Raw genomic sequence first — 24688 nt, 5'->3', positions numbered from 1 at the left:
ACGCCGTGGCAGCCTACCGGGTCACCGCGCGCGGATCTCCGCCCGCGCGGTGAGACGAAGGTCCCGCGAGGAGGCCCCGACGCGGACGTCCCGGACCCCGGTGCCGAGTACCCAGCCGCCCGCTGCCGGGTCGAAGGACGACAGCGTGCGGGCCGCGACGCGCACGGTGACCCGCCGCCGCTCCCCCGCCGCGAGCTCCAGCCGCCGGTAGCCGGCCAGGAACTGCATCGGCTGGTCGAGGCGCAGGTCGGGCGAGGGACCGGCGTAGATCTGGGCGACCTCGACGCCGGCCCGGCGGCCGGTGTTCCGCACGGCGAAGGAGACGTCCAGAGCGCCGTCGGGGCGCGCCGTGAGCCGCAGGCTCTCGTACGCGAACGTGGTGTACGACCGTCCGTGCCCGAACGGGAAGAGCGGCGCGACGCCCTGGGCGTCGTACCAGCGGTGGCCGACGTGGACGCCTTCCGAGTACTCCTCGGTGCCGTCCTTGCCGGGGTACCGGTGCGGGTCGCCGGCCGTCGGGTGGGCGTCCTCGGAGGCCGGGAAGCTCTGGGTGAGCCGGCCGCCGGGGTCGGCGTCCCCGAACAGCACGGCGGCGGTCGCGGCCGCGCCCTCCTGGCCGGGGTAGTACATCTGCAGCAGGGCCGCGGTCCGGTCGAGCCAGGGCATGGTGACCGCGGAGGAGGTGTTGAGCACCACGACCGTGCGCGGGTTGGCGGCGGTGACCGCCCGGATCAGTTCCTCCTGGCGGCCGGGCAGGGCGAGGGAGGTGCGGTCGCGGCCCTCGGTGGCGTCCTCGTACGCGAAGAGCACGACCGTGTGCGCGGCGCGGGCGGCGGCGACCGCCTCGGCGAGGTCGGCGGCCCGGCCGGCCGAGGTGACGGCCCGCAGCGAGAAGCGCTGGCCCGTGGTCCCGCCCTTGGCGGTCACCGTGATCCGGTGCTCGCCGGCGGTGAGCGCGACGTCGGCGCGGCGGACGTGCAGGCCGTCGGGGGCGCTGCCGAGCAGCCCGCCGGCGAAGTACTCGGCGACGCCCTGGCGGACGGGGAACAGTTCCGTCCCGTCCACGGCGATCACCGGGCGCGTACCGCTGTAGTGGACGACGAAGGTCCAGGTGTCGCCCTCGGGGACGCTGAAGGCCGCGTCGTGCGTCCAGGTCCCGCCGGCGGCCACGCCCCGGTCCTCCAGGGAGGCGGCGGGAGTCAGCGGGGGCAGCGGCTTGCCGTAGAGGTCCTCGCCGACCGCGTACGCGACCTCCGCGTCGGCGCCGGCGCGGGCGCGCAGGGCGTCGATGGGGCTCGCGGCGGCGTCCGGGACGACGTGGGCGCTGCCGCCGCCGCTGACGAAGGGCACCGCGCCGGTGGGTCCGACGACGGCGAGGGAGCGGGCGGCGGGCCCGGTCAGCGGCAGGGCGCCGTGCTCGTTGCGGAGCAGGGTGGCTCCGGCGGTGGCGACCCGCAGGGCCAGGCGCGCGCCGTCGGCGGCGTCGCGGGCGGGGCGCGGGGAGGCGTCCGGGCCGAGCAGACCGAAGCGCTCGCGGACGGCGAGGATACGGCGGACGGCCCGGTCGACGGCGGCCTCGGGGACCGTGCCCTCGGCGACGGCGGTCTTGAGCGGCTCGCCGAAGCGGGCGCCGGAGGGCATCTCCATGTCGAGGCCGGCGGTGAGCGCGGCGGCGGTGCTGTGGGTGGCGTCCCAGTCGCTCATCACCCAGCCGCCGAAGCCCCAGCGGTCGCGCAGGACCCCGGTCAGCAGGGCGGCGTTCTCGCCCGCGTGGACGCCGTTGACCTTGTTGTACGCGGCCATGATCGCGCCGGTCCCGGCGGCTACGGCGGCCTCGAAGCCGCGCAGTTCGGTCTCGTGCAGGGTCCGTTCGCCCGCCCGGGCGTCGACCGAGGTGCGGTCCTTCTCCTGGTTGTTGAGGGCGAAGTGCTTCACCGTGGCGATCAGGCCCTCGGCCTGGATGCCGCGGATCTCCTCCGCGACCAGGTCGGCGGAGAGCAGCGGGTCCTCGGAGAAGGTCTCGAAGTTGCGGCCCGCGTAGGGGGTGCGGATCAGGTTGACCATCGGGGAGAGCAGGACGTCCTGCCCGAGGGCGCGGCCCTCGCGGCCGATGACCCGGCCGTACGCGTGGGCGAGGGCGGGGTCGAAGGCGGCGGCGAGCATGACGGGCGCGGGCAGGGCGGTGGCGTTCGCGCGGACGCGCACCCCGGCGGGGCCGTCGGCGAGCCGGAGTTCGGGGATGCCGAGGCGCGGGACGCCGGGCAGGTAGCCGGCCTGGCCGAGGCTCTTCGGGTCGCGGGCGCCGTGCAGCAGGGAGAGTTTCTCGTCGAGGGTGAGCCGGGCGAGGAGTTCCTCGGCCCGCCGGCCGGGCGCCTTGGCAGGGCTGGGCGCCTTGGCGCGGGCGTGCCCGGCCGGGGCCGTGGTGGCGGCGAGCGCGACGGCCGCGCCGAGCAGTCCGAGGGCGGTGCGCCGGGTCACGCCGCGTACGGCGGCCTGCTCCTGGGGTACGTCGGCGGTCATGGCGGCGGCTCCTTCACGCGGCGGTTCGTGTCGAACGCACTATGCGTGACGGTTCGTCCGTTTCCGGGGCGCCGCCCCCGGAACGCCGCCGCCCCCGCACCCATTCGGGGTGCGGAGGCGGGGGTCCGGGCTTCCGGCCGGCTCGTGGGGGCCGGTCAGCTGTTGGGGCGCAGGGTCCAGACGACGGTCATCTCACCGGTGACCGCGCCGTCCTCGCGCGTGATGTCGATCCGGACCGGGAACTCGGGGCGCTGCCCGGCGTCCAGTTCGGCGACGACCTCGGCGGCCGGGCGGCCGAGGGTGGCGGTCGCGGTGACGACGCCCATGGCGAGCTTCTTGTAGCCGATCTCGGCGCTGACCGCGAGCGGCACGGCGCGGCTCAGCTGGTCGCCGAAGGCGGCGAGGACGATGGCGCCACTGGCGGACTCGGCCAGGGTGAACATCGCGCCGGCGTGCGGGCCGCCGACGTGGTTGTGGTAGTCGGCCTGGTCGGGCAGGCGCACCACGGCACGCTCGGGAGTGGTCTCCAGGAACTCCAGCTTCAGGGTCCTGGCCATCGGCACCGTGGCGGCGAGCAGCTCGCCGACGGACATCTGGTCTGCGCTCATGACCGCGATGTTACCCACGAGTAGTACGCCTTGGCCATCCCCGTACTCCGGCGCTCCCTGATGACCTCTATGGTTACTGGCCATGTGGCCAGGACAGCAGCCGCCCGGGGGCGAGCAGAACCCGCAGGACCAGAGTCAGAACCCGTACCAGCAGCCGGGATACGGGCAGCCGAACCCGTACCAGCAGCCGACGGCACCACAGCCGGCGTACCAGCAGCCGGGCTATCCCCCGCAGGGACAGCCGCCGCAGCAGGGGTACGGGCAGCCGAACCCGTACCAGCAGCCGACCGTGCCGCAGTACGCGGTGCCGGGCCCGCCGCAGCCGTCCGGCCCGGGCGGGCAGAAGAACAACACGACGCTGGTCGCGATCGTGGCGGCGCTCGCGGTCGTGGTGGCCGCCGGTGTCACCGGCTTCCTGGTACTGAACAAGGACGCCGAGGACCCGAAGGCCGGCGGCGACCCGAAGCCGTCCGTCAGCGCCTCCACGCCTTCCGGCAGCGCGTCGCCGCCGATCGACAACCCACGCGGCGGCACCGATGCCAAGCCGTCCATCCCGGGCTGGAAGCCGGTGCTCAACCCGCGGCACGGGACGATCTTCGACGTCCCCCCCACGTGGGAGGTGGCCGGCAGCGGCGTCATGATGATCATCGAGGACCACAAGAAGGACGACGGCTCGGCGTACATCGTCATGTCGGCGCCGGCCGAGTACAAGTCCAAGTGGTGCAGCGAGGACACCGACAAGGACGGGTCGAAGGAGGACAGCAACCTGGCCGCCACCGGCACCCGCGGCGGCCAGGGCGCCACCAACACCTCGGACAACGCGCGCAACGAGGCGGGCGCGTGGGTCTTCGGTCCGTTCGCGCAGGACGAGCCCGGGGACAAGGGCAAGGACAAGATCAAGGTCAGCCCGGCCGAGGCGTACACCGCGAAGTCCGGACTGAGCGGCCATGTCGCCACGGCCAAGTCCACCGGCCTGACCAAGAAGAACAAGTGCGACACCGACGGCAAGTCGATCGCGTTCAGCTTCAAGAACTCGAAGGGCGACTTCGCCACCTGGGTTCTGTACTCGAACGCGGGCGTCAAGGACGAGGTCCCGGACGCGACGATGCGGCAGATCCTGAGCACGGTCCGGCTGGCGCCCGGCGGCCCGACGGGCTCCTGACGACTTGCCGGTGAAAATGTTGGCCGTTTAACGGTTTGGCAGACAGGTGCGTCGGCGGGGATAGTCCTGAGGTGAGTACTCCCCCCGCCGCGCCCTCCCGCCGGTTCACGCCCGCGTGGGCCGGGCGCAACTACACCCTGCTGACCGCCGCGGCCATCGTCACCAACCTGGGCGCGCACGGCGCCCTGATCGCCACCACCTGGGCGGTGTTCGACGCCGGCGGCGACGCGGGGGACGTGGGTCTGGTGGCGGCGGCCCGGATCGTTCCGCTGGTCCTCTTCCTGCTCATAGGCGGCGCGGTCGCCGACCGGGTGCCCCGGCACCGCGTGATGGTCGCGGCCAACGCGCTCAACTGCGTCTCGCAGGCGGTCTTCGCCGTGCTCGTCCTCGCCGGCGAGCCGCAGATCTGGCAGATGATGCTCCTGACCGCGCTCTGCGGCACGGGCCAGGCGTTCTTCAACCCCGCCGCCGAGGGCATGCTGATGTCCAGCGTGACCGGCGAACAGGCCGCCCGGGCCTTCGCCCTGTTCCGGATGACGATGAGCGGCGCGGCCCTCGGCGGCGCCGCGCTCGGCGGCGTCCTCGTCGCGGCGGTCGGTCCCGGCTGGGTGCTCGCCGTCGACGCGGTCGCCTTCGCCGTCGCGGGCAGCCTGCGGGCCTTCCTCGACGTGAGCCACGTCGCCGAGCGCGCACCCGGGGGCGGACTCCTCGCCGATCTGCGCGACGGCTGGCACGAGTTCATCGGCCGGCCGTGGCTGTGGTCGATCGTGGCGCAGTTCTCGATCGTCGTGGCGCTGGTCGGCGCCGTCGAGTCCGTGTACGGGCCTCTGGTCGCCCGCGACGAACTGGGCGGCGCCCGCCCCTGGGGCCTGGCGCTGGCCGCGTTCGGCGTCGGCACGCTGGGCGGTGCGCTGCTGATGATGCGGTGGAAGCCGCGGCGGATGCTGCTGGTCGGCACGCTCGGCGTGTTCCCGCTCGCGCTGCCGTCGGCGGCGCTCGCGGTGCCGCTGGACACGGTCGGGCTGGCCGCGGCGATGTTCGTCAGCGGTGTCTGCATCGAGATGTTCGGCGTGGCCTGGATGACCACGCTGCACCAGGAGATCCCGGAGGAGAAGCTCTCCCGGGTCTCCGCCTACGACTGGTTCGGCTCGACGGCCATGCTCCCCGTCTCCACGGCCCTGGCGGGCCCCGCGGAGAGCGTCCTCGGCCGCACCAACGCGCTGTGGGGCTCGGCGACGCTGATCGTGGTCGTCACGGCGCTGGTCCTGCTGGTGCCGGACGTGCGGAACCTGACGCGGCGCACGGAGACGAAGCCGGTGGCGGGCGGCGGGGAGCCCGCCCCGGCGACGGAACGCGCCGAGGCCGTCTGAGGGCCGTTCGCGCCCAAGCCGTCTGAAGGCCGTTCGCGCCCAAGCCGTCTGAAGGCCGTGCGCAGCGAGGGCGGGCGTCAGCCGACCGTGAACGTGCCGCCCGGCGGCACCGGCGAGGGGACCGCGTCCTCGTCCCCGACCGGGCGGGCGTCGCCGATGAAACGCCTCAGGGACGCGCCCTCCTCGACCCGCGCCGGGAAGGGGTCGGCGGCCGCACGCCGGGCCAGGTAGGCGGTGTCGAGCGGGGCGTCGGAGGCGACGAGCACCGCGTTGCCGAAGCGCCGCCCGCGCAGTACCGCCGGCTCGGCGACCAGCGCCAGCTCGGGGAACACTTCGGCGAAGGTGGCCAGTTGGGAGCGGAGGAAGGCGAACGGCGCCCCGTCCGCCAGATTGGCGAGGTACCCGCCGCCGGGCCGCAGCGCCCGCCGCACGGCCCGTGCGTACGCGCTCGACGTCAGATGCGCGGGCACCCGCGAGCCGCCGAAGACATCGCCGACGATCAGGTCGAAGGACGCGGCGGGCGCGGCCTCCAGCCAGGCGCGGGCGTCCGCCCCGTGCACGGTGACGCCCGAGCCCTCGGGCAGCGGCAGGTGCTCGGCGACCAGGGCGAGCAGTCCGCGGTCGGCCTCCACGACGTCCTGCCGGGAGCCGGGACGGGTGGCCGCCACGTACCGGGGCAGGGTCAGCGCCCCGCCGCCCAGGTGCAGGACGTCGAGCGGGGCGCCCTCCTCGGCGGCCCGGTCGACGACGTGGGCGAGCCGGCGCGCGTACTCGAACTCGAGGTGCGTCGGCTCGTCCAGGTCGACGTACGACTGGGGGGCGTCGTCCACGGTGAGCAGCCAGGCCCGCTCCCGGTCCACGTCCGGAAGCAGGCGGGCGGTGCCGCCGTCGACGTCCCGGATCACGGGAATCTGCTCGTTCACATGCCTATTCTGCCCAGAGCGCGGTGACCGCCGGCGCGTGGGCGGCGGCCTGGGCCCGGCCGGCGCGGGCGGCGGGTGCGCGACGCGACGGGTCGAGCGGGTTGCGCCCGAAGGCCGCCTTGGACGCCTTGTCGGGGGTGATGACCTCGACGCGCCGGCCGGCGGCGGCGAGGTCCGCGCCCTGCCGGGCCGGAGAGTGGATCACCCTGCTGCCCACGGTGCTGGGCGCGACGATCACGACGCGCTCGTACCCGGCGGCGAGATGGGCGTTGGCGGTCGAGTGCAGCCCGCCGTCGATCAGGCGGCGGCCGTTCACGGTGGCGGGCGGCCAGAGGCCGGGGATGGCGCAGCTCGCGGTGACGGCGTCCACGAGGGGTGCGCCGGCGTCCTTGTCCAGGGCGGTCAGCTCCCCGGTCAGCGCGTCGACCGCGGTGATCAGGAGCCGGCGCTCGGGCCAGTCGGCGACGGGGCCGAGCCGGCGGGCGATCACGGCCCGCCGCTCCGCCTCGTCGACAGTTGCGGCCCGGAGCGCGAGGCGGCCGAGCTTGCGTCCGTACGCCTCGGGGGTGCGGGACGTGAGCAGGGCGAGCGCGTACCGCAGGATGTTCCCGGTGCCGAGCCGGGCGGCGGGCTCGGCGGGTGCGCTGCCGTCGACCTCGCCCGCGTACAGCTCGGCGAGCGTGGTCGTCCCGGCGGCGAGCCGCGCCGCGACGACCGCGCCGGCGGAGCTGCCGAGGATCAGGTCCGCGGCGGACAGGTCCGCGCCGGCCTCCGCGAGACCGTGGAGCACGCCCAACTCCCAGGCTCCGCCGACGAGTCCACCCGCGCCCAGAACCAGTGCCGTCCGTCGTGTCTGCGTCATGATCCGAGTCTGACGCACCCGCGGGAGGCCCGCGTCCCGTGGGGTACGGAACGCAGGCCTCCGCCGTTGCGGGCTCAGCAGACCTCGGTCACCGTGCCGGCGCCGACCGTGCGGCCGCCCTCGCGGATGGCGAAGCCGAGTCCGGGCTCCAGGGGCACGGCGCGGCCGAGCTCGACGGTCATGGTGACCGTCTCGCCGGGCCGGGCGAGGCCCACGGGCCCGAGGTCGACGTCGCCGACGACGTCCGCGGTGCGGATGTAGAACTGCGGCCGGTAGCCGGTCGACAGCGGCTTGCTGCGGCCGCCCTCGCGGCCGGAGAGCACGTACACCTGCGCGGTGAAGCGGCTGCGCGGCTCGACGCTGCCGGGCGCGGCGACCACATGGCCGCGGCGCACCGCGTCGCGTGGCACGCCGCGCAGCAGCAGGGCCACGTTGTCGCCGGCCTGCGCGGACTCCATCGGCTTGCCGAAGGTCTCCACGCCGGTGACGACGGTCTCGGTCTCGGCGCCCAGGACCTGGACGCGGTCGCCGACCCGTACCGTGCCGCGCTCGACCGCTCCGGTCACGACGGTGCCGCGCCCGGTGATGGTGAGCACGTTCTCCACCGGCATCAGGAACGGCGCGTCCACGTAGCGCACCGGCATCGGCACGTACGTGTCCACCGCGTCGAGCAGGGCCTCGACGGCGGCGGTCCACCGCGGGTCGCCCTCCAGGGCCCGGAGCCCGGAGACCCGTACGACGGGCACCGTGTCGCCGCCGTAGCCGTGCGCGCTCAGCAGCTCGCGGACCTCAAGCTCGACCAGGTCGGTCAGCTCGTCGTCGCCCGCGTCGGCCTTGTTGAGCGCCACGACGATGTGGTCGACGCCGACCTGCCGGGCGAGGAGCACGTGCTCGGAGGTCTGCGGCATGATCCCGTCGAGCGCGGAGACGACGAGGATCGCCCCGTCGAGCTGCGCCGCCCCGGTGACCATGTTCTTGACGTAGTCCGCGTGCCCGGGCATGTCGACGTGCGCGTAGTGACGGGTGTCGGTCTCGTACTCGACGTGGGCGATGTTGATGGTGATGCCGCGCTGCGCCTCCTCGGGCGCCCGGTCGATCCGGTCGAACGGCACGAACACGCCGGTCCCGCGCTCGCTGAGGACCTTGGTGATGGCGGCGGTCAGAGTGGTCTTGCCGTGGTCGACGTGACCCATGGTGCCGATGTTGAGGTGCGGCTTGGTGCGCACGTACGCGGTCTTGGACATGACGGGTTCGGTTCCTTCCCGGAACTCGATGCTGAATCTCTCCTTCGCGGAGGGGGACCCCTGGGAGCCGTACCGACCCTCCCCCTGCGGGGTCCGCCGGACGTTCCGGGGAGAGTCAGCTTCGTGCGCCGTCGAAGGGCGCTGCGGCGACGGCCACGACCGCGCCTGCGGCGAGGACGGCAGCCTTCGGCGCGTCCGCTACTGCGGACGTCGCTGCGAGGAAGGCGTGCCGGAACATGTCGACGATCCTCGCGCACCGGGCGGCGCGCGTCGAACGAATTACGGTGCGGTCAGAGGTTCTTGAGCGCTTCGCGCACCGACAGGGGCGCGAGGTCGGTCTCGTGGTCGGCGACGAAGGAGCGGACCTCGGCGGGCGCCGTCTTGGCGTACTCGCGCAGGGCCCAGCCGATGGCCTTGCGGATGAAGAAGTCGGGGTGTGCGGCCCGGCGCAGGCAGTACGCGAACAGGCGCTCGGCGTCGGTGGCGTCCTTGAAGCGGAGCTGGTGGAGCAGCGCGGTGCGGGCGACCCACAGGTCGTCGTCCTCGATCCACGCGTCCATCCGCTCCGCGAGCGCCGGGTCGGCGGCGACGAGCGGGCCGACGACGTGGGCGGCGAGGTGGTCGACGGTGTCCCACCAGGACTCCGTGGTGACCAGTGCGCGGGCGACGGGCAGGAAGCCGGAGGAGCAGCGGGAGACGTACCGGCGCAGGTAGTCGACGGCGAAGTAGTGGTACTCGCGCTCCGGCAGGGCGAAGCAGCGCAGCGCCACGGCCGTGCAGTCGGCCTCGTGCGGCCGCGGCAGGCCCTCCAGGACGGTACGGGACACGGCGCGCCGCTCGGGGGTGCGGATGCCGAGGAAGGGGGCGACGCCCTTCATGTACGCGACCATCTCCCGCGCCCGGAAGGGGTCGCCGGCCTCGGGGTACCGCGCGGTGAGGCGGGCCAGCACGGTGTCGGCGAGGGCGCTGTCGGGCACGGCGGGCGTCATGCGCTCACCCTACGCAGGCCGTGGCGGGTGGGGCCCAGCCCCGGGCATGACCCGGTGGCCGCCGTCCGCGGCGCCGGGGTCAGGTGACGGAGCCCGGGTCCCGGCCCCGTGAGGGCGCCGCCGCGTCCCGCCCCATGACGGAGCCGGCGGAGTTCCCTCTGGCGGAGCCGCCGTGGTCCGGCCCCGTGACGGAGCCGCCGGGGTTCCGTCTGACGGAGCCGCCGGGGTCCCGCCCCGTGACGGAACTGACGGCGATCACATGCCTCCTTCGGTTAGTCTCCCCGCGTGCTCGACCCCGTCACCCGGCCGCCGGGCTCCTTCCTCCACCGCTGCACCCGGGCGCTGTGCTCGCCTTGGGTGCGGCTTTCCGTGCTGGTCGCGCTGCTGGCCGGTGCGGTGACCCTGGTCCTGCTCTTCCAGCCGCACAAGCTGCTGTCCGAGGGCTGGCCCGCGCAGCTGTCCGGCGCGGGCGCGGTGGTGCTGTTCGGGGTGGCGTACGGGCTGTGCACGGCCGCCTTCGTGCCGCGGCCGATCCTGAACCTGGCGGCGGGCGCCCTGTTCGGCTCGCAGGCCGGGATCGTCGCGGCCGTGGCGGGCACGGTCCTGGGCGCGGGCATCGCCTTCGCGCTCGGCCGGGTGCTGGGGCAGGACGCGCTGCGGCCGCTGCTGCGCGGGCGCTGGCTGAAGGCGGCGGACGGGCAGCTGAGCCGGCACGGCTTCCGCTCGACGCTGGCGATCCGGCTCTTCCCCGGGGTGCCGTTCGCCGCCGCCAACTACTGCGCGGCGGTCTCGACCATGGGGTACGCGCCGTTCCTGCTGGGAACGGCGCTCGGCTCGCTGCCGAACACGGCCGCGTACGTGATCGCCGGCAGCGAGGCCGCGTCGCCGTCGTCGCCCGCGTTCCTGATCTCGACGGGGTTCATCGTGGTGACAGGGCTGGCGGGGGCGCTTGTCGCCTGGCGCAAGCGGCACCGGCTGCGCCCCGCGGGCGCGGACGCCGTCCTGGAGGCGCCGGCCGGCGACGTCCGCGCGAAGGAGCCGGCCTCCGCCGTCTGACGGGCGTCCGGCAGGGGTGAATCAGAGCGCCTCGACGATCATCGCGTTCGCCAGGCCGCCCGCCTCGCACATGGCCTGCAGCCCGTACCGGGCCCCGCGGGCCCGCAGCGCGTGCACCAGGGTCGTCGTGAGCCGGGTTCCGCTCGCGCCGAGCGGGTGGCCGAGGGCGATCGCGCCGCCGTGCACGTTGACCTTCGCGGGGTCTGCTCCGGTCTCCTGCTGCCAGGCGAGGACGACGCTGGCGAAGGCCTCGTTGATCTCGAAGAGGTCGATGTCGGCGAGCCCGAGCCCGGACCGCTTCAGCACCTTCTCGGTCGCGGGGATGACGCCGGTCAGCATGAGCAGCGGGTCGGAGCCGGTGACGGCGAAGCCGTGCAGCCGGGCGAGCGGGCGCAGCCCCAGCCGTTCCGCGGTCTCGGCGGCCATGATCAGGACGGCCGAGGCGCCGTCGTTGACGGGGCTGCTGTTGCCGGCCGTCACCGACCACTCGATCTGCGGGAACCGCTCGGCGAAGACCGGGTCCTCGAACGCGGGGCGCAGCCCGGCGAGGATCTCGGTCGTGGTGGCGGGCCGCACCGACTCGTCGCGGCGGACGTCCCCGTACGGCGCGACCTCGGCGTCGAAGAGCCCGGCGGCCCAGCTCCGCGCCGCCTTGGCGTGCGAGGCGGCGGCGAACTCGTCCATCCCCTCGCGCCCGATCGACCACTTCGCGGCGATCAGCTCGGCGCTGATGCCCTGCGGGACGAGGCCCTCGGGGTAGCGGGCGGCGACGCCGGGGCCGAAGGGGTCCGCGCCGGGCGGCACGTTGGACCACATCGGGACGCGGCTCATGGACTCGACGCCGCAGGCCACGACGACGTCGTACGCGCCGGAGAGCACGCCCTGCGCGGCGAAGTGGACGGCCTGCTGCGAGGAGCCGCACTGCCGGTCGACGGTGGTGGCGGGCACCGACTCGGGGAATCCGGCGCCGAGCCAGGCGTAGCGGGTGGTGTTCATGGCCTGCTCGCCGACCTGGTCGACGGTGCCGCCGATCACGTCGTCGACGAGGGCGGGGTCGATGCCGCTGCGCTCGATCAGGGCGCGCAGGGTGTGGGAGAGCAGGGCGACGGGGTGGACGTCGGCCAGGGTTCCGTTGGCCTTGCCGCGTCCGACCGGAGTCCGGACGGCTTCGACGATGACGGCGTCACGCATGTTCGTGGCTCCTGAGTCTGGTCTGAGTCTGGTCTCGATGAGTTGGAAAACTGGATCGACCCTCAGGGAGAACGTAGCGCGGTGAGTCCAGTTTTCCAACCCTCTCCGGGAGCTGCCTTAGGCTTGACCCCATGAAGGCCGCGCCCCGCCCCTGCTCGATCGCCGACACCCTGGCCCTGGTCGGCGAGAAGTACTCGCTGCTCGTGCTGCGCGAAGTACTGCTCGGCGTGCACCGGTTCGACCGCATCGCCCGCAACACCGGCGCCCCGCGCGACATCCTGACCGCGCGGCTGCGCCGGCTCGTGGAGGCCGGGGTCCTCGAGAAGGTCCCGTACAGCGAGCGACCGCAGCGCTACGAGTACCGCGCCACCGCCGCCGGCGAGGAACTCCAGCCGGTGCTCATCGCGTTGCAGGCCTGGGGCGACCGGCACCTCAACGAAGTGCCGCCCGTGGTGCTGCACCACAGCTGCGGCGCCGATCTGCGGCCGAAGGTCGTCTGCACCGCCTGCGGCGGGGACGCGGACCGGCCGAGCCTGACCGCCCGTGTGAACGCGCCGGGTTGGACGACGGCGGGCCCGGTCACGGACTGAGGGCCTGGTGACGGACTGAGGGCCGGTGACGGACTGAGGGCCGGTGACGACTGAGGGCCCGGTCGTTCGCCCAGGGCGGGCATCAAGGCATTCACCCGAGGGCGGTACGCTGCGGGGCGACCGGCGGTCGATCATCGACCGCCTCGCCCATGACCGCACGCGCACACTCGGGACGGCCCTAGCCCCATGAGTTGGTTCGAATCATTCATCCTCGGGCTCGTCCAGGGACTGACCGAGTTCCTCCCCATCTCCTCCAGCGCGCACCTGCGCCTGACCGCGGCGTTCGCGGGCTGGGAGGACCCGGGCGCGGCGTTCACCGCGATCACGCAGATCGGCACCGAGACGGCCGTGCTGATCTACTTCCGCAAGGACATCATGCGGATCATCTCCGCCTGGTTCCGCTCGCTCACCGACAAGGCCATGCGCTCCGACCACGACGCCCAGATGGGCTGGCTGGTCATCGTCGGCTCGATCCCGATCGGCGTCCTCGGCGTCACGTTCAAGGACCAGATCGAAGGCCCGTTCCGCGACCTCCGGCTGATCGCCACCACGCTGATCGTGATGGGCATCGTGCTCGGTATCGCCGACCGGCTGGCCGCGCGCGACGAGGCCGGCGGGCGGCACCGCGCCATCCGGGAGCGTAAGACGCTCCAGCAGCTGAACGTGAAGGACGGCCTGATCTTCGGCATCTGCCAGGCCATGGCCCTGATCCCCGGCGTCTCCCGTTCCGGCGCGACGATCTCCGGCGGTCTGCTGATGGGCTACACCCGCGAGGCGGCGGCCCGTTACTCGTTCCTGCTCGCGATCCCCGCGGTGCTGGCGTCCGGCGTCTTCGAGCTGAAGGACGCGGGCGAGGGGCACGTGTCCTGGGGGCCGACGGTCTTCGCGACGATCATCGCCTTCGCCGTGGGCTACGCGGTCATCGCCTGGTTCATGAAGTTCATCACGACCAAGAGCTTCATGCCCTTCGTGATCTACCGGATCATCCTCGGCATCGTCCTGTTCGTGCTGGTCGGCACGGACGTCCTGTCCCCCCACGCCGGCGAGTCCGCGGGCTGACGCACCGCGCGCCCGGTCACGGCACCGAGGGGTCCCCGCCGGCGGCGGGGACCCCTCGCGCATGTCGTGGTGCACGGTACTTGGCCCCGGCCGCCCCGTCGCCCCACACTGAGGCGATGACGCTGCGCGTGGAGCTCGCGACCCTGATGGACCGGCTGGCCGTCGACGACCTCGTCACCGGGTACGCCGCAGCCGTGGACGACGCCGACTGGGCGGCGTACCGGGCGCTCTTCACCCCGGACGGCCGCGCCGACTACCGGGGCTCGGGCGGGATCGAGGGCCCGGCCGCCGAGGTCGCCGACTGGCTCGCCGAGACGATGCGGCTGTTCCCGGTACGCCAGCACTTCGTCGTGAACCGGCTGATCCGCCTCCAGGACCTCGGCGGCTACCCCGGCGACACCGCCGAGGTACGGGCCGACTACCTCAACCCGATGCGGCTCGAGTCCGGCGAGGACTTCGTCTGCGGCGGCCGGTACTCCTTCGGTCTGGCCCGCACGGACGCGGGCTGGCGGCTGCGCTCGGTGGTGGTGCACGAGAAGTGGCGCAGGCTGCCGTCGGGCTGAAGCCGGTCGCCCCGTGATGCGGTCGACCGAGTCCGGCCACCGCCTGATGCCGTCCGGCTGAACGCGCGCCCCGCCGCGCGCCCCCCGGCCGCGCCCTCTGTCCCCCTCCGCGCCCGGCGCGCACACTGGAGGCGACACCGCTCCCCGGCGGTCGGCGGACGGCAGTCGGCATGAGGAGGCGTCGCGTACATGCAGATCCCGGTGGCGGCCCGTACGAACGCCCGCGATCGAGCCGGCGGGGCGGCCCGCGCCGCGCTCGCCTCGCCCTGGTGGCGCGCGCTGCTCGCGGCGGCGGCCGGGGCGCTGCCGGCGCTGGCCTTCCCCGAGCCGTCTCTGTGGTGGTTCGCGTACGTGGCGCTGGTGCCGTGGCTGCTGCTGATCCGCTCGGCGGGCTCCGCGGGCCGGGCCGCCCTGGACGGCTGGCTGGGCGGGATCGGGTTCGTGCTGGCGGTGCACCACTGGCTGATGCCGAACCTGCACGTCTTCATCCTGCTCGTGGCCGCGCTGCTGGGACTGCTGTGGCTGCCGTGGGGCTGGGTGGTGCGGGCGATGCTGAGCGGCGCGCAGTCGCCGGGGCGCGCGCTCGCCGCTGTCGTGGTGGTGCCCTCGGGCTGGCTGATGGTCGAGCTGGTGCGGTCCTGGGAGGGACTCGGCGGCCCGTGGGGGCTGCTCGGCGCGAGCCAGTGGGAGTTCGCCCCGGCGCTGCGGCTCGCTTCGGTCGGCGGGGTCTGGCTGGTGACCCTGCTGGTGGTGGCGGTGAACACGGCGGTGGCCCAGCTGGTGTCGGCGGCCGCCGTACGCGTGCCGGCCCTGGTGGGGCTGCTGGTGTGCGCGCTCACCACGACTCTGGTCTGGGTGTGGGCGGAGCCGCCGCGTCCGGCGGGTGCCGTGAAGGTCGCGGTCGTGCAGCCGGGCGTCTACAACGGCTCGGGCGGCGTGGACCGCCGGTTCGACGAGGGCGAGAAGCTGACCCGCACGCTGGCCGGGCAGGACGTGGACCTGGTGGTGTGGGGCGAGAGCAGCGTGGGCCGGGACCTGGCCGGGCGCCCCGACCTCGCGGACCGGGTCGCCGCGCTGTCGCGGGTGGTCGGCGCGCCGATCCTGGTCAACGTGGACGCGCGCCGCTCGGACGAGCCCGGCATCTACAAGAGCAGCGTGCTGATCGGCCCGGACGGCCCCACGGGCGAGCGGTACGACAAGATGCGCCTGGTCCCGTTCGGCGAGTACGTGCCGGCCCGCTCGGTGCTGGGCTGGGCGACGTCGGTGGGCCGGGCGGCCGGGGAGGACCGGCGGCGCGGCGAGGCCCAGGTGGTGATGACGCTGCCGGGCCGGGACGGGCTGCGGATCGGGCCGCTGGTCTGCTTCGAGACGGCGTTCCCGGACATGACCCGGCGCCTGGTCAGGGACGGCGCGCAGCTGGTGGTGGCGCAGTCCGCGACGTCCACGTTCCAGGCGAGCTGGGCCCCGGAGCAGCACGCCTCGCTGGCGGCGCTGCGGGCGGCGGAGTCCGGCCGTCCGGTGGTGCACGCGACGCTGACCGGCGTGAGCGCCGTGTACGGGCCCGACGGCGCCCGCGTCGGCGAGCCGCTGGGCACGGACGACCGCGGCACGGCCGTGTACGCCGTACCGCTGTCCCAGGCGACGACGGCGTACGTGCGGTACGGCGACTGGGCCGTGTACGCGGCGTTCGCGGTGCTCGCGGTGCTGTGCGCGGGCTCGTTCAGGCGTTCTGCGCGAGGCACTCGCGCACCACGTGCTCGCAGAGCTCGTGGGTGAGCAGGGCGTCGCGGGCATCGGGCGTACGTCCCTCACGCAGGTCGTCGAGGAAGAGGTGGACGGCCTGCTCGATGCCGCGCTGCCGGGCGACCGGCACCCAGTCCCCGCGCCGCCGGACCGTGGGCTGGCCCTTGTGGTCGACGACCTCCGCGAGGTTGAGGACCTGGCGCTTGGTGTCCTGTCCCGACACCTCCAGGATCTCCTCGGCCGAGCCGCTGCGCCGGTTCATCACGCCGATGGCGGTGAAGCCGTCGCCGGACAGCTGGAGCACCACGTGGTGCAGCAGGCCGTCGTGGATCCGGGCCCGCACGTCGGTGTGCTCGACGGGGCCGGGCAGCAGGAAGCGCAGGGTGTCGACGACGTGGATGAAGTCGTCGAGGACGAAGGTGCGCGGGTCCTCGGGAAGCCCGATCCGGTTCTTCTGCATGAGGATCAGTTCGCGCGGGTGGTCGAGGCATTGGGCGTAGCCGGGGGCGAGCCGCCGGTTGAAGCCCACGGCGAGCCCGGTGCCGCGTTCCTCGGCGAGCTCCACGAGCCTGCGGGAGTCGGCGAGTTCGTAGGCGAGCGGCTTGTCCACGTAGGTCGGCACACCCGCTTCGAGCAGCCGGGCGACGATCGCGGGGTGGGCGTCGGTGGGCGCGTGGACGAAGGCGGCGTCGAGTCCGGCGGAGAGCAACGCGTCGAGGTCGCCGTGCCGTTGTGTGCCGGGGACGTGGTGCGCGTCGCCGACCCTGCGGAGGGTCTCGGGGCTGCGGGTCTGCAGGTGGAGTTCGACGCCGGGGAGGGTGGACAGCACGGGCAGGTAAGCCTTCTGCGCGATGTCGCCGAGCCCGATGCAGCCGATCCTCACGGTCCACTCCCTGGTTGCTGGTCGTCCGCGGCCCCCGTCGTTCCCGCAGGTCCCGCCTGTCGGCAGCATACGGCGACCGGTAATGCACTGGCGCGGCCGCCCGGCCTCCGGCGACGATGCCCGTCATGACCGTCGAACGCACTGATCCCCCGACCCTGGCCGGCGAGCGCGAGACCCTCGAGTCCTGGCTCGAGTTCCATCGCGCCACCCTGGCGATCAAGGCCGAAGGCCTGGACGACGCCCAGCTGCGCAACGCCTCCGCTCCCCCGTCCGGCATGACGCTGTTCGGCCTCGTACGCCACATGGCGGAGGTGGAGCGCCACTGGTTCCGGCGGATCCTCGCCGACGAGGACGCCGGCCCGCTCTACTACACCGAGGAGGACCGGGACAAGGACTTCCATCCGGCGCCCGAGGACACCTTCGAGGAGGCGCACGCGACCTGGCAGGCGGAGATCGCGCGGGCCCGTGAGCTGGCGGCCGGCCGCGAGCTCGACGACGTCGGCGTGGGCAAGCACCGCTCGGGGCGGCAGTACAACCTGCGCTGGATCTATGTGCACATGATCGAGGAGTACGCGCGGCACAACGGCCACGCGGACCTGGTCCGCGAGGCGGTCGACGGCGTCACCGGGGACTGATCCCGGCCCGCCCGTACGGCCGGGAACCCGCGTCGCGAAGATCACTCGTGCGGGGCATTCCCGGCCGGTAGGGGCGCGAAGGCACGGCGCGACCTGCAAGGTTGCGCGGGTGCATCGAACGAGAACCACTACGAAGGTCCTGGCCGGGATGGCCGGGGTGGTCGGGGTGACCGTCGCGGCGGTCACCGGCTGCGTGTCCGTGGAGCCACCGGCCGCGCCGCCGGTCCCGGCGCCCGCCGGGGTCGAGCTGCCTGCCGGACCGGCGGAACCCCAGGTCGTCGTCGAGGCGCCGGCGCGGGAGGCCCTGGAGTCCGTCGACCCGCCGGAGCGGGCCGTCGCCCCGCCGCCGCGGCGGAAGGCCGCCGAGCGGGACCGGGGCGGCTCGCAGGAGCACGAGGCGGACCGGCCGCGCAGACTGCCGCACCAGCGGGACTGGACGCCCGGCGGCAGACCGCCCGTCGTCCTCCCGCCGGTGCTGCCGAAGCTGCCGGTCCGTCCGCCGCGGTCCCGGGGCCAGGTCTGCGACATGGGCGAGAAGTACGGCGGCTGGGGCCGCGGCAGCGACCAGTCCCGCATCTGCCGCGACACGTACGGCGACGGAGGCAACTGAACCGAGGGCCCGCCCGCCCCCGGCTCACCGCCCCGCGACGCTCACCGCCCCGCGCTCACTCCCCCGACCCCAGCCGGCTCTCCAGGCGGCCGATCGCGGCCCGTACGCCGTTGCCGTACCCGTCGTCGTAGAGGACCTCCGACGCGGCGCGGGCCCGGTCGAGGTGGGCGCGGGCCGCGTCGGGCCGGCGCAGCTTGACGTAGTCGGCGGCCAGATTGAGATGGAGCGAGGGGTACAGGGAGCGGAGCGCGACCGCCGAGTCGTGCCGGGCCACCCGCTCCTCGCTCAGCTCCTGCGCCGCGCTGAGCGCCCGAAGGTCCCAGGCGAGCTCGGTGTCCGGGTCGTCCTGGGTGTCGGCCATGTAGTGCGCGAGGGTGCAGCGGTGCAGGGGGTCGCCGTCGGCCCCGAGCTCCTCCCACAGCGCCCCGAAGCGGTTGCGGGCCTCTTCCCGGTCCCCGCCGTGGAGCAGCATCGTCGCCTGCCCGATCCGGGTCATGACGGGGTCCTCCGAGGGGTCCTGGTCGCCCACTCCGGCCTCCTAGGGTGCGGTCCGGCGGCTCCGCGCGGTGCGTCGCCGGACCGACGCTAGCCCGCACCGCGCCGGATCCCGGTCAGGCGCGGGCGGGGGCCCGCGCCTGTGTCGTGAGCGGGGTCAGCCCAGGTTCGGGATCCGCCAGTCGACGGCCTCGTGGCCCTGGGCCGCGATCGCCTCGTCGATCTGGGTGAAGGGCTGGGAGCCGAAGAACTTCTTCGCGGAGAGCGGCGAGGGGTGGGCGCCCTTCACCACGGCGTGCCGCTCCTGGTCGATGAGCGGGAGCTTCTTCTGCGCGTACGCGCCCCAGAGCACGAAGACCGCCGGGTCGGGCCGCGAGGCCACGGCCGTGATCACCGCGTCGGTGAACTTCTCCCACCCCTGGTTCTTGTGCGAGTTGGCCTCGCCGGCGCGGACCGTGAGCACCGCGTTGAGCAGCAGCACGCCCTGCTCGGCCCACGGCATCAGATAGCCGTTGTCCGGGATCGGGTGGCCGAGCTCCGCGTGCATCTCCTTGTAGATGTTGCGCAGCGAGGGAGGCGTCTTGACGCCGGGCCGCACCGAGAAGCACAGGCCGTGGCCCTGGCCCTCGCCGTGGTACGGGTCCTGGCCGAGGACCAGGACCTTGACCTTGTCGTACGGAGTGGCGGCGAGGGCGGCGAAGACCTCTTCGCGCGGCGGGTAGACCGGCCCCTTGGCCCGCTCCTCCTCGACGAACTCGGTGAGCTGCTTGAAGTAGGGCTTCTGCAGTTCCTCGCCGAGGACGCCGCGCCAGGACTCGGGCAGCATGTCGGTGTCGGTCACGTCAACAACCTCCGGTAGGCGATCACTTCTGGATCAGAACCTACCGGGGGCCACTGACAACGCCCGCCGCGGGCCTGCCGCCGCCCCCGCCGGCCGGTGCTACCAGCTGGTCTTCTTGCCCAGCTCCCACATCTGCATGACCGTCTGCGGGTCCAGGGCGCTCTCGCCGCCGGAGACGTCCTCGCTGGCCGCCACGTACAGCTTGCCCTGCCACAGCGGCAGCAGCTGAACGTCGCTCGCCATGATCTCCTGGGCGCTCTCGAAGTCCTTGGTGACCGCGCTGCGGTCGCTCTGCTTGCGGGACTGCGGCAGCAGCGTCTCGGTGATCCGCGGGCTCACGTACGGGGTGCGGAGCACGTTCTCCTTGCCGACGAACGGGGCCACGAAGTTGTCCGGGTCCGGGAAGTCGGGGAACCAGCCACGGCCGAAGACCTGGTACTCGCCGTTCTGGTAGCCCTTCTGGAAGTCCTCCCACTTCTTGCCCTTGACCGTGATCTTGAACAGTCCGGACTCGTCGAGCTGCCGCTTGATCTCGGCGAACTCGGCGGCGGTGCCGGAACCGTACCGGTCGGTGGCGTACCAGAAGGTCAGCTCGACCGGCTCGTCGATCCCGGCCTGGCGCAGCAGCTTGCGGGCCTTGCCGACGTCCGGGTCGCCGTAGCGGTCGAAGAACATGGTGGTGTGGCCGGCGATGCCCTTCGGGACCATCGAGTACAGCGGCTCGGCGGTGCCCTGGTAGACCTTGCCGACCAGCTCGTCGCGGTCGATCAGCTGGGCGATCGCCTTGCGGACCGGCGTCTTGCGGGCGACCGGGTCGGCGGAGTTGAAGACCAGGTAACGGATGTCGGCGCCGGTCGTCTCGATCAGCTGGAGGTGCTCGTTCTCCTTGCCCTTCTCCTGGAGCTCGATGACCTCCTCCGCGGTCAGACCGCGGTAGATCGCGTCGATCTCCTTCTTCTTCAGGGCCGTGACCATCGGCTCGGACTCGCCGAAGTACTTGATCGTCACGCCGCCGTTCTTGCGGTCGGCGAAGCCCTTGTAGGAGGGGTTCTTGGAGAGGACCGCCTCCTTCTGCTGGGTGTAGGAGTCGAGGACGTACGGGCCGGAGCCGGTCAGCTTCCCGTCCTTGCGGAGCTGGTCCATCGGGTATTCGGCCGGGTCGACCAGGGACATGGCGGGAGTGGCGAGAACGAACGGGAAGGTCGCGTCCGACTCCTTCAGCTTGAACACCACGGTGTTCTTGCCGACGGTTTCGATCTTGTCGAGCGAGCCGAGCAATCCATTCGGACCGCCCTTCTGGTCGATCTTCCGGATGCGCTCAATGGAGTGCGCTACGGCCTTGGCGTCGAGTGCGTGCCCATTGGAGAACTTCAGACCGTCACGAAGCGTGCACTCGAAGACACGACTCGAGGTATCGGTGAATTTGCAGTCGGCGGCGTCCGGCTGCGGGGTGGTGCTGCCGGTCGGAAAGGCGACCAGGGTCTGGAAGACGTTCCGGTACAGCTCCCACGAGTTGTCCCAGGCAGCGGCGGGGTCCAGGCTGGTCGGAGAGCTTGTCGTGCCCACGACGAGCTTCTTTTCGCCCTCTTCCTCGTCGCTCGCGAAGAGGCTGCAGCCACTCACCAGGGATATGGACGCAAGGGCTGCAGTGATCTGCAGACTGGTCCGGTTGAACACGTGCACGCTCCTCGTTCAGCCATGGGTCGGCCGACCATACCGCAGTGCCCCGCCAGGTCAATGTGGAGCCCTGGCGGGGCACTTGAGGCATTCAGCGCACAACCGGGAACAAACCGGTCAGTCGGAGGCCCAGAATTCGGTCACACAAAGGTCACGCCATAGAGGCGTCACGGTCACGCCACTCCGGCGTTGAGGAACAGACCGCCGTCCACGACCAGGGTCTGGCCGGTAATCCAGTCCGCCTGCGAGGAGGTGAGAAAAGCGGCGGTGCCGCCGATGTCCTCCGGGAGGCCGAGCCGGCCGAGAGGATACGCGGACGCCGCCTCCGCCTCCCGGCCCTCGTACAGCGCCTGCGCGAACTTCGTCTTGACCACGGCCGGCGCGATCGCGTTGACCCGGACCAGCGGGGCGTACTCGTGCGCCAGCTGCAGGGTCAGGTTGATCATGGCGGCCTTGCTCATGCCGTACGCGCCGATGAACGGCGAGGCGGAGACGCCGGCGATCGACGCGATGTTCACGATCGCGCCGCCGTTCTCCTTCTGCCAGGCCTTCCAGGTCTGCTGGGCGAACCCGAGCGCCGAGACGACGTTCGTCTCGAAGACCTTGCGCGCCACGTTCAGGTCGAGCTCGGCGATCGGCCCGAAGACCGGGTTGGTGCCCGCGTTGTTCACCAGATAGTCGACGCGGCCGAAGGCGGCCATCGCCGCCTCCACGGCGGCGGCCTGGTGGGCCTCGTCGTGTGCCTTTCCGGCCACCGCGATCACCCGGTCGGAGCCGAGCCGCTCGACGGCCTCCTTGAGCGCCTCCTCGCCGCGCCCGGTGATGCACACCCGGTCGCCGCGGGCGACCAGCGCCTCGGCGACCCCGTAGCCGATGCCCCGGCTCGCGCCGGTGACCAGCGCGGCCTTTCCGGAGAGCGGAGGAAGTTCCTGTGCGGTCATGTCGGTGCCCCTTCTCGCTGTCGTCGTCCTCGAGTCCCGTGCCGGGTCAGTTGAGCGGGCCGCCGGCCACGTACATGACCTGGCCGGAAATGAAGCCGGCGTCGTCGCCCGTGAAGAAGGCGATGGCGTTGGCGACGTCCTCGGGGCGGCCGACGCGCGCCACCGGGATCTGGGTCGCGGCGGCGGCCTGGAACTCCTCGAAGCCCATGCCGACGCGGGCGGCCGTCTGGGCGGTCATCTCGGTGACGATGAAGCCGGGGGCGACGGCGTTGGCGGTGACGCCGAACTTGCCGAGCTCCTTGGCCAGGGTCTTGGTGAAGCCCTGCAGGCCGGCCTTGACGGCGGAGTAGTTCGCCTGGCCCCGGTTGCCGAGGGCGGAGGACGAGGAGAGCGAGACGATCCGGCCGAAACCGGCGTCGACCATGTGCTTCTGGCAGGCCTTGGCCATCAGGAACGCACCCTTGAGGTGCACGTTCATCACGAGGTCCCAGTCGGACTCGCTCATCTTGAAGAGCAGGTTGTCGCGCAGCACGCCGGCGTTGTTGACCAGGATCGTCGGCGCGCCGAGCTCGGCGGCGACCCGCGCCACTGCGGCCTCGACCTGGGCGCCGTCGGAGACGTCGCAGCCGACCGCGAGGGCCCGGCCGCCCGCGGCGGTGATCTTCTCGACGGTGTCCTTGCACGCCGCCTCGTCGAGGTCGAGTACGGCGACGGCCCGGCCCTCCGCGGCCAGCCGGACGGCGGTGGCCGCTCCGATGCCCCGTGCCGCACCGGTGACGACGGCTACGCGCTGCTCGGTGGTCATGCTGGTTCTCCTCGCCCTTGGATGGTCCCTGGATGGCGGAACCCGCGGCCCGCACGTGGAGTGAGCGACCGCTTAGTACCTTCCGCAGACGAGACGCTAGAAGCCCTGGCACCCGGTGTCAACGGCCCACCGGGTGCACCCGCTCACGCCGTCGTGACGACCGTCACGATCACCGAACCAGCAGTTCGAGCAGTCTTTCGACCTCGGCTTCCGGATCGGTGGTCAGACCGGTGTGCACCGGCCCCGGCTGGACGACGGTGGAGCGGGGCGCGATCAGCCACCGGAACCGCCGCCCGGCGTCGTCCCCGGCCGCCTGGCCGGCGTCCTCGCCGCCCAGGCACAACCCCTCCACGGCATGCAGGGCCGCCCGTACGCCCACCACGTCGGCGGCCGGGTCGAGCACGGCCAGCTTGGCCTCGTTCAGATGCGTACGGGCGGCCACGAAGGACCTGGCCCGGCAGTACACGACCACGCCGGCGTTGAAGCACTCGCCGCGCTCGACGCGGGGCACCACGCGCAGCAGCGCGTACTCGAAGACATCGCGGTCGGTCACGTGGTGCTGTCCTTCTCCTGGGCGTGCCGGGGGGCGAGGCGGGCGGCGAGCCAGCCGGGCGGCTGCTCGGCCCGGCGCTCGGTGCGCGGTCCGAGGGTGATCCGCTCGTGGATGCTCGCGGCGCGCGGCAGCAGCGCCTCGACGTACGCGCGGCGCAGCGCGTCCGGGCCGTCGAACCCGGGCTCGTCGACCAGCCACGCGTCGGGCACGTCGGCGGCCACCTCGGTCAGCAGCTCCTCGGTCACCCGTGGGGCCAGCTCGGCCGCCGCGGCCGCGACGTCCGGCGAGAACGGCGCGAGCGCGTGGTCGGAGGCGTCGTAGGGCTTCGCGGCGGACGCCTGGGCGCCCGGCCAGTTGTGGTGCCAGATCATGGTGGCCCCGTGGTCGATCAGCCACACCTGGCCGTGCCAGACGAGCATGTTGGGATTGCGCCACGACCGGTCGACATTGTTGATCACCGCGTCGAACCACACGACCTTCCCGGCCTCCACGGGATCCACCTCGTACGCCAGCGGGTCGAAGCCCAGCGAACCGGGCAGGAAGTCCATCCCCAGATTGAGGCCGCCGCTCGCCTTGAGGAGCTCCTGCACCTCCTGGTCGGGCTCGGAGAGCCCGATGACCGGATCGAGCTGAATCGTCACCAGCTCGGGCACCCGCAGCCCCAGCCGCCGCGCGAGCTGCCCGCAGATCACCTCGGCGACGAGGGTCTTCCGCCCCTGCCCGGCGCCGGTGAACTTCATGACGTACGTGCCGAGGTCGTCGGCCTCGACGATCCCGGGGAGCGAACCGCCCTCACGCAGGGGCGTGACATAGCGGGTCGCTGTCACTTCTGTAAGCATTTCCCCAGGTTATCCAGCCGGCGACCCCGGGGTCACGCTCACCCGCTGCGCGTTCGCCACGGCCTTTCAAATGCCCGAATTGCGAAGACGATTGACAGCTCGTCAGCCGGGTGACTAGAAATCCCACGCTCTGACAGGCGCACTGCGCGCACGAGGCCGTTTCCGCGACATGGTGACGGCCTGGTTCCGCGTGCCCTCAGCACAGATGGCACCTGGTCAGCACAGGTATGCCAAGGAAAGGAACGGCGTGAGAATGAAACACGGGCGGGCGATAGCCTGCCTTGTGGTCTCGGCTATTGCCGGGACCATGCTGCCACAAGTCGCCTATGCCGCACCGGTTTCGGTCGAAGACGGCGAGGGTACGGGCGGATTCTTCGACGGCTGGTTCTCGGACGACGAGAACGGCCTGCCGGAAGCGCCTCGCACCGGTGGAACGCCGACGCTTCCGGTACGGGAGAAGCTCCCGAAGGGCAAGGCGGCTCCGAAGGCGAAGCGGGTCGCGGAGCTGACGGGTCGGCGTACGGCCAAC

26 protein-coding genes are annotated in these 24688 nt (G+C 72.8%); 10 read left to right on the top strand and 16 right to left on the bottom strand.

The features are described 5' to 3' along the window. Positions 1-21: 21 nt before the first annotated feature. Both ACGFMM_RS33205 and ACGFMM_RS33200 read right to left on the bottom strand, forming a co-directional pair. On the bottom strand, positions 22-2520 hold the full coding sequence (locus ACGFMM_RS33205; protein ID WP_393650208.1) for a beta-glucosidase: 2499 nt from the start codon (positions 2518-2520) through the stop codon (positions 22-24). 155 nt (positions 2521-2675) lie between these two features. Next, positions 2676-3113: a DUF4442 domain-containing protein gene (locus ACGFMM_RS33200; RefSeq protein WP_393650277.1), complete on the bottom strand. Its 438-nt coding sequence runs from the start codon at positions 3111-3113 to the stop codon at positions 2676-2678. Between the two features lie 97 nt (positions 3114-3210). Between ACGFMM_RS33200 and ACGFMM_RS33195 the strand changes: the two genes are divergently transcribed. Together ACGFMM_RS33195 and ACGFMM_RS33190 are read left to right on the top strand one after the other, a co-directional pair. After that, complete coding sequence (locus ACGFMM_RS33195) at positions 3211-4290, top strand: hypothetical protein (protein WP_393650207.1); 1080 nt, start codon at positions 3211-3213, stop codon at positions 4288-4290. 71 nt (positions 4291-4361) lie between these two features. Beyond that, entirely contained in the window at positions 4362-5660 is a 1299-nt protein-coding gene (locus tag ACGFMM_RS33190; RefSeq protein ID WP_393650206.1) for an MFS transporter, read from the top strand. A gap of 77 nt (positions 5661-5737) precedes the next feature. On the opposite strand, the gene ACGFMM_RS33185 is transcribed toward ACGFMM_RS33190, so the two are convergent. From ACGFMM_RS33185 to ACGFMM_RS33165, 5 genes are all read right to left on the bottom strand, one after another. Next, complete coding sequence (locus tag ACGFMM_RS33185; protein WP_393650205.1) at positions 5738-6583, bottom strand: spermidine synthase; 846 nt, start codon at positions 6581-6583, stop codon at positions 5738-5740. Positions 6584-6587: 4 nt separating this feature from the next. Beyond that, positions 6588-7445 carry a patatin-like phospholipase family protein gene (locus ACGFMM_RS33180; protein WP_393650204.1) on the bottom strand — a complete coding sequence of 286 codons (858 nt, stop codon included), beginning with the start codon at positions 7443-7445 and terminating at the stop codon, positions 6588-6590. 74 nt (positions 7446-7519) lie between these two features. Further along, the gene (gene tuf, locus ACGFMM_RS33175) at positions 7520-8689 is read right to left on the bottom strand and encodes an elongation factor Tu (protein ID WP_393650203.1); all 1170 of its coding nucleotides are present in this window, start codon (positions 8687-8689) and stop codon (positions 7520-7522) included. A 115-nt stretch (positions 8690-8804) separates the two neighbouring features. Next, entirely contained in the window at positions 8805-8927 is a 123-nt protein-coding gene (locus tag ACGFMM_RS33170) for a hypothetical protein (RefSeq protein WP_393650202.1), read from the bottom strand. A gap of 52 nt (positions 8928-8979) precedes the next feature. Continuing rightward, positions 8980-9678: a DNA alkylation repair protein gene (locus tag ACGFMM_RS33165; protein ID WP_393650201.1), complete on the bottom strand. Its 699-nt coding sequence runs from the start codon at positions 9676-9678 to the stop codon at positions 8980-8982. Positions 9679-9963: 285 nt separating this feature from the next. Here ACGFMM_RS33165 and ACGFMM_RS33160 point away from each other — a divergent pair, with 285 nt between their 5' ends. Further along, the gene (locus ACGFMM_RS33160) at positions 9964-10734 is read left to right on the top strand and encodes a TVP38/TMEM64 family protein (RefSeq protein ID WP_393650200.1); all 771 of its coding nucleotides are present in this window, start codon (positions 9964-9966) and stop codon (positions 10732-10734) included. Between the two features lie 21 nt (positions 10735-10755). On the opposite strand, the gene ACGFMM_RS33155 is transcribed toward ACGFMM_RS33160, so the two are convergent. Further along, positions 10756-11925, bottom strand: coding sequence for a thiolase family protein (locus ACGFMM_RS33155; protein WP_393650199.1), 1170 nt, complete (start codon positions 11923-11925; stop codon positions 10756-10758). Positions 11926-12056: 131 nt separating this feature from the next. On the opposite strand from ACGFMM_RS33155, the gene ACGFMM_RS33150 reads away from it, so the two are divergent. The 4 genes from ACGFMM_RS33150 to lnt all read left to right on the top strand — a co-directional run bounded on the left by ACGFMM_RS33150 (position 12057) and on the right by lnt (position 15913). Then, complete coding sequence (locus tag ACGFMM_RS33150; protein WP_393650198.1) at positions 12057-12515, top strand: winged helix-turn-helix transcriptional regulator; 459 nt, start codon at positions 12057-12059, stop codon at positions 12513-12515. Between the two features lie 186 nt (positions 12516-12701). Then, the gene (locus ACGFMM_RS33145) at positions 12702-13574 is read left to right on the top strand and encodes an undecaprenyl-diphosphate phosphatase (RefSeq protein WP_393650197.1); all 873 of its coding nucleotides are present in this window, start codon (positions 12702-12704) and stop codon (positions 13572-13574) included. Between the two features lie 116 nt (positions 13575-13690). Continuing rightward, positions 13691-14137 carry a nuclear transport factor 2 family protein gene (locus ACGFMM_RS33140; RefSeq protein ID WP_393650196.1) on the top strand — a complete coding sequence of 149 codons (447 nt, stop codon included), beginning with the start codon at positions 13691-13693 and terminating at the stop codon, positions 14135-14137. A gap of 189 nt (positions 14138-14326) precedes the next feature. Next, positions 14327-15913, top strand: a complete 1587-nt coding sequence (gene lnt / locus ACGFMM_RS33135; RefSeq protein WP_393650195.1) for an apolipoprotein N-acyltransferase — start codon at positions 14327-14329, stop codon at positions 15911-15913. Here lnt and ACGFMM_RS33130 read toward each other — a convergent pair. Further along, positions 15858-16763, bottom strand: coding sequence for a Gfo/Idh/MocA family protein (locus ACGFMM_RS33130; protein ID WP_393650194.1), 906 nt, complete (start codon positions 16761-16763; stop codon positions 15858-15860). The two genes, lnt and ACGFMM_RS33130, sit on opposite strands and share 56 nt — an antisense overlap. 125 nt (positions 16764-16888) lie before the next feature. Between ACGFMM_RS33130 and ACGFMM_RS33125 the strand changes: the two genes are divergently transcribed. Continuing rightward, entirely contained in the window at positions 16889-17398 is a 510-nt protein-coding gene (locus ACGFMM_RS33125; RefSeq protein WP_393650193.1) for a DinB family protein, read from the top strand. A 109-nt stretch (positions 17399-17507) separates the two neighbouring features. Then, positions 17508-18008, top strand: coding sequence for a hypothetical protein (locus tag ACGFMM_RS33120; protein ID WP_393650192.1), 501 nt, complete (start codon positions 17508-17510; stop codon positions 18006-18008). Positions 18009-18063: 55 nt separating this feature from the next. Here ACGFMM_RS33120 and ACGFMM_RS33115 read toward each other — a convergent pair whose 3' ends face one another. The 7 genes from ACGFMM_RS33115 to ACGFMM_RS33085 form a co-directional block, all read right to left on the bottom strand. Further along, the gene (locus ACGFMM_RS33115) at positions 18064-18504 is read right to left on the bottom strand and encodes a hypothetical protein (RefSeq protein WP_393650276.1); all 441 of its coding nucleotides are present in this window, start codon (positions 18502-18504) and stop codon (positions 18064-18066) included. Between the two features lie 156 nt (positions 18505-18660). Then, positions 18661-19329, bottom strand: a complete 669-nt coding sequence (ung, locus tag ACGFMM_RS33110) for a uracil-DNA glycosylase (RefSeq protein ID WP_393650275.1) — start codon at positions 19327-19329, stop codon at positions 18661-18663. A gap of 114 nt (positions 19330-19443) precedes the next feature. Beyond that, positions 19444-21021, bottom strand: coding sequence for an ABC transporter substrate-binding protein (locus ACGFMM_RS33105; RefSeq protein WP_393650191.1), 1578 nt, complete (start codon positions 21019-21021; stop codon positions 19444-19446). A 173-nt stretch (positions 21022-21194) separates the two neighbouring features. Next, the gene (locus tag ACGFMM_RS33100; protein ID WP_393650190.1) at positions 21195-21962 is read right to left on the bottom strand and encodes an SDR family oxidoreductase; all 768 of its coding nucleotides are present in this window, start codon (positions 21960-21962) and stop codon (positions 21195-21197) included. A 46-nt stretch (positions 21963-22008) separates the two neighbouring features. Continuing rightward, positions 22009-22767, bottom strand: a complete 759-nt coding sequence (fabG, locus tag ACGFMM_RS33095) for a 3-oxoacyl-ACP reductase FabG (RefSeq protein ID WP_393650189.1) — start codon at positions 22765-22767, stop codon at positions 22009-22011. 169 nt (positions 22768-22936) lie between these two features. Beyond that, entirely contained in the window at positions 22937-23320 is a 384-nt protein-coding gene (locus ACGFMM_RS33090; RefSeq protein WP_393650188.1) for a DUF3037 domain-containing protein, read from the bottom strand. After that, positions 23317-24159, bottom strand: a complete 843-nt coding sequence (locus ACGFMM_RS33085) for a HipA family kinase (protein ID WP_393650187.1) — start codon at positions 24157-24159, stop codon at positions 23317-23319. Before ACGFMM_RS33085 ends, ACGFMM_RS33090 begins: the two co-directional genes overlap by 4 nt. A 253-nt stretch (positions 24160-24412) precedes the next feature. Between ACGFMM_RS33085 and ACGFMM_RS33080 the strand changes: the two genes are divergently transcribed. Continuing rightward, a partial coding sequence (locus ACGFMM_RS33080; RefSeq protein WP_393650186.1) for a hypothetical protein occupies positions 24413-24688 on the top strand: 276 nt, incomplete at its 3' end.

It is taken from the genome of Streptomyces sp. NPDC048604, assembly GCF_043199435.1.
In the GTDB taxonomy this organism is placed as follows: domain Bacteria; phylum Actinomycetota; class Actinomycetes; order Streptomycetales; family Streptomycetaceae; genus Streptomyces.
This window is presented reverse-complemented; position numbering and strand designations above follow the sequence as displayed.

Coding starts and splice junctions, on each gene's coding strand:
- ACGFMM_RS33205 (WP_393650208.1), bottom strand. CDS start 2,520: ATGACCGCCGACGTACCCCAGGAGCAGGCCGCCGTACGCGGCGTGACC.
- ACGFMM_RS33200 (WP_393650277.1), bottom strand. CDS start 3,113: ATGTCCGTCGGCGAGCTGCTCGCCGCCACGGTGCCGATGGCCAGGACC.
- ACGFMM_RS33195 (WP_393650207.1), top strand. CDS start 3,211: ATGTGGCCAGGACAGCAGCCGCCCGGGGGCGAGCAGAACCCGCAGGAC.
- ACGFMM_RS33180 (WP_393650204.1), bottom strand. CDS start 7,445: ATGACGCAGACACGACGGACGGCACTGGTTCTGGGCGCGGGTGGACTC.
- tuf (WP_393650203.1), bottom strand. CDS start 8,689: ATGTCCAAGACCGCGTACGTGCGCACCAAGCCGCACCTCAACATCGGC.
- ACGFMM_RS33170 (WP_393650202.1), bottom strand. CDS start 8,927: ATGTTCCGGCACGCCTTCCTCGCAGCGACGTCCGCAGTAGCGGACGCG.
- ACGFMM_RS33165 (WP_393650201.1), bottom strand. CDS start 9,678: ATGACGCCCGCCGTGCCCGACAGCGCCCTCGCCGACACCGTGCTGGCC.
- ACGFMM_RS33155 (WP_393650199.1), bottom strand. CDS start 11,925: ATGCGTGACGCCGTCATCGTCGAAGCCGTCCGGACTCCGGTCGGACGC.
- ACGFMM_RS33150 (WP_393650198.1), top strand. CDS start 12,057: ATGAAGGCCGCGCCCCGCCCCTGCTCGATCGCCGACACCCTGGCCCTG.
- ACGFMM_RS33145 (WP_393650197.1), top strand. CDS start 12,702: ATGAGTTGGTTCGAATCATTCATCCTCGGGCTCGTCCAGGGACTGACC.
- ACGFMM_RS33140 (WP_393650196.1), top strand. CDS start 13,691: ATGACGCTGCGCGTGGAGCTCGCGACCCTGATGGACCGGCTGGCCGTC.
- lnt (WP_393650195.1), top strand. CDS start 14,327: ATGCAGATCCCGGTGGCGGCCCGTACGAACGCCCGCGATCGAGCCGGC.
- ACGFMM_RS33125 (WP_393650193.1), top strand. CDS start 16,889: ATGACCGTCGAACGCACTGATCCCCCGACCCTGGCCGGCGAGCGCGAG.
- ACGFMM_RS33115 (WP_393650276.1), bottom strand. CDS start 18,504: ATGACCCGGATCGGGCAGGCGACGATGCTGCTCCACGGCGGGGACCGG.
- ung (WP_393650275.1), bottom strand. CDS start 19,329: ATGCTGCCCGAGTCCTGGCGCGGCGTCCTCGGCGAGGAACTGCAGAAG.
- ACGFMM_RS33100 (WP_393650190.1), bottom strand. CDS start 21,962: ATGACCGCACAGGAACTTCCTCCGCTCTCCGGAAAGGCCGCGCTGGTC.
- fabG (WP_393650189.1), bottom strand. CDS start 22,767: ATGACCACCGAGCAGCGCGTAGCCGTCGTCACCGGTGCGGCACGGGGC.
- ACGFMM_RS33085 (WP_393650187.1), bottom strand. CDS start 24,159: ATGCTTACAGAAGTGACAGCGACCCGCTATGTCACGCCCCTGCGTGAG.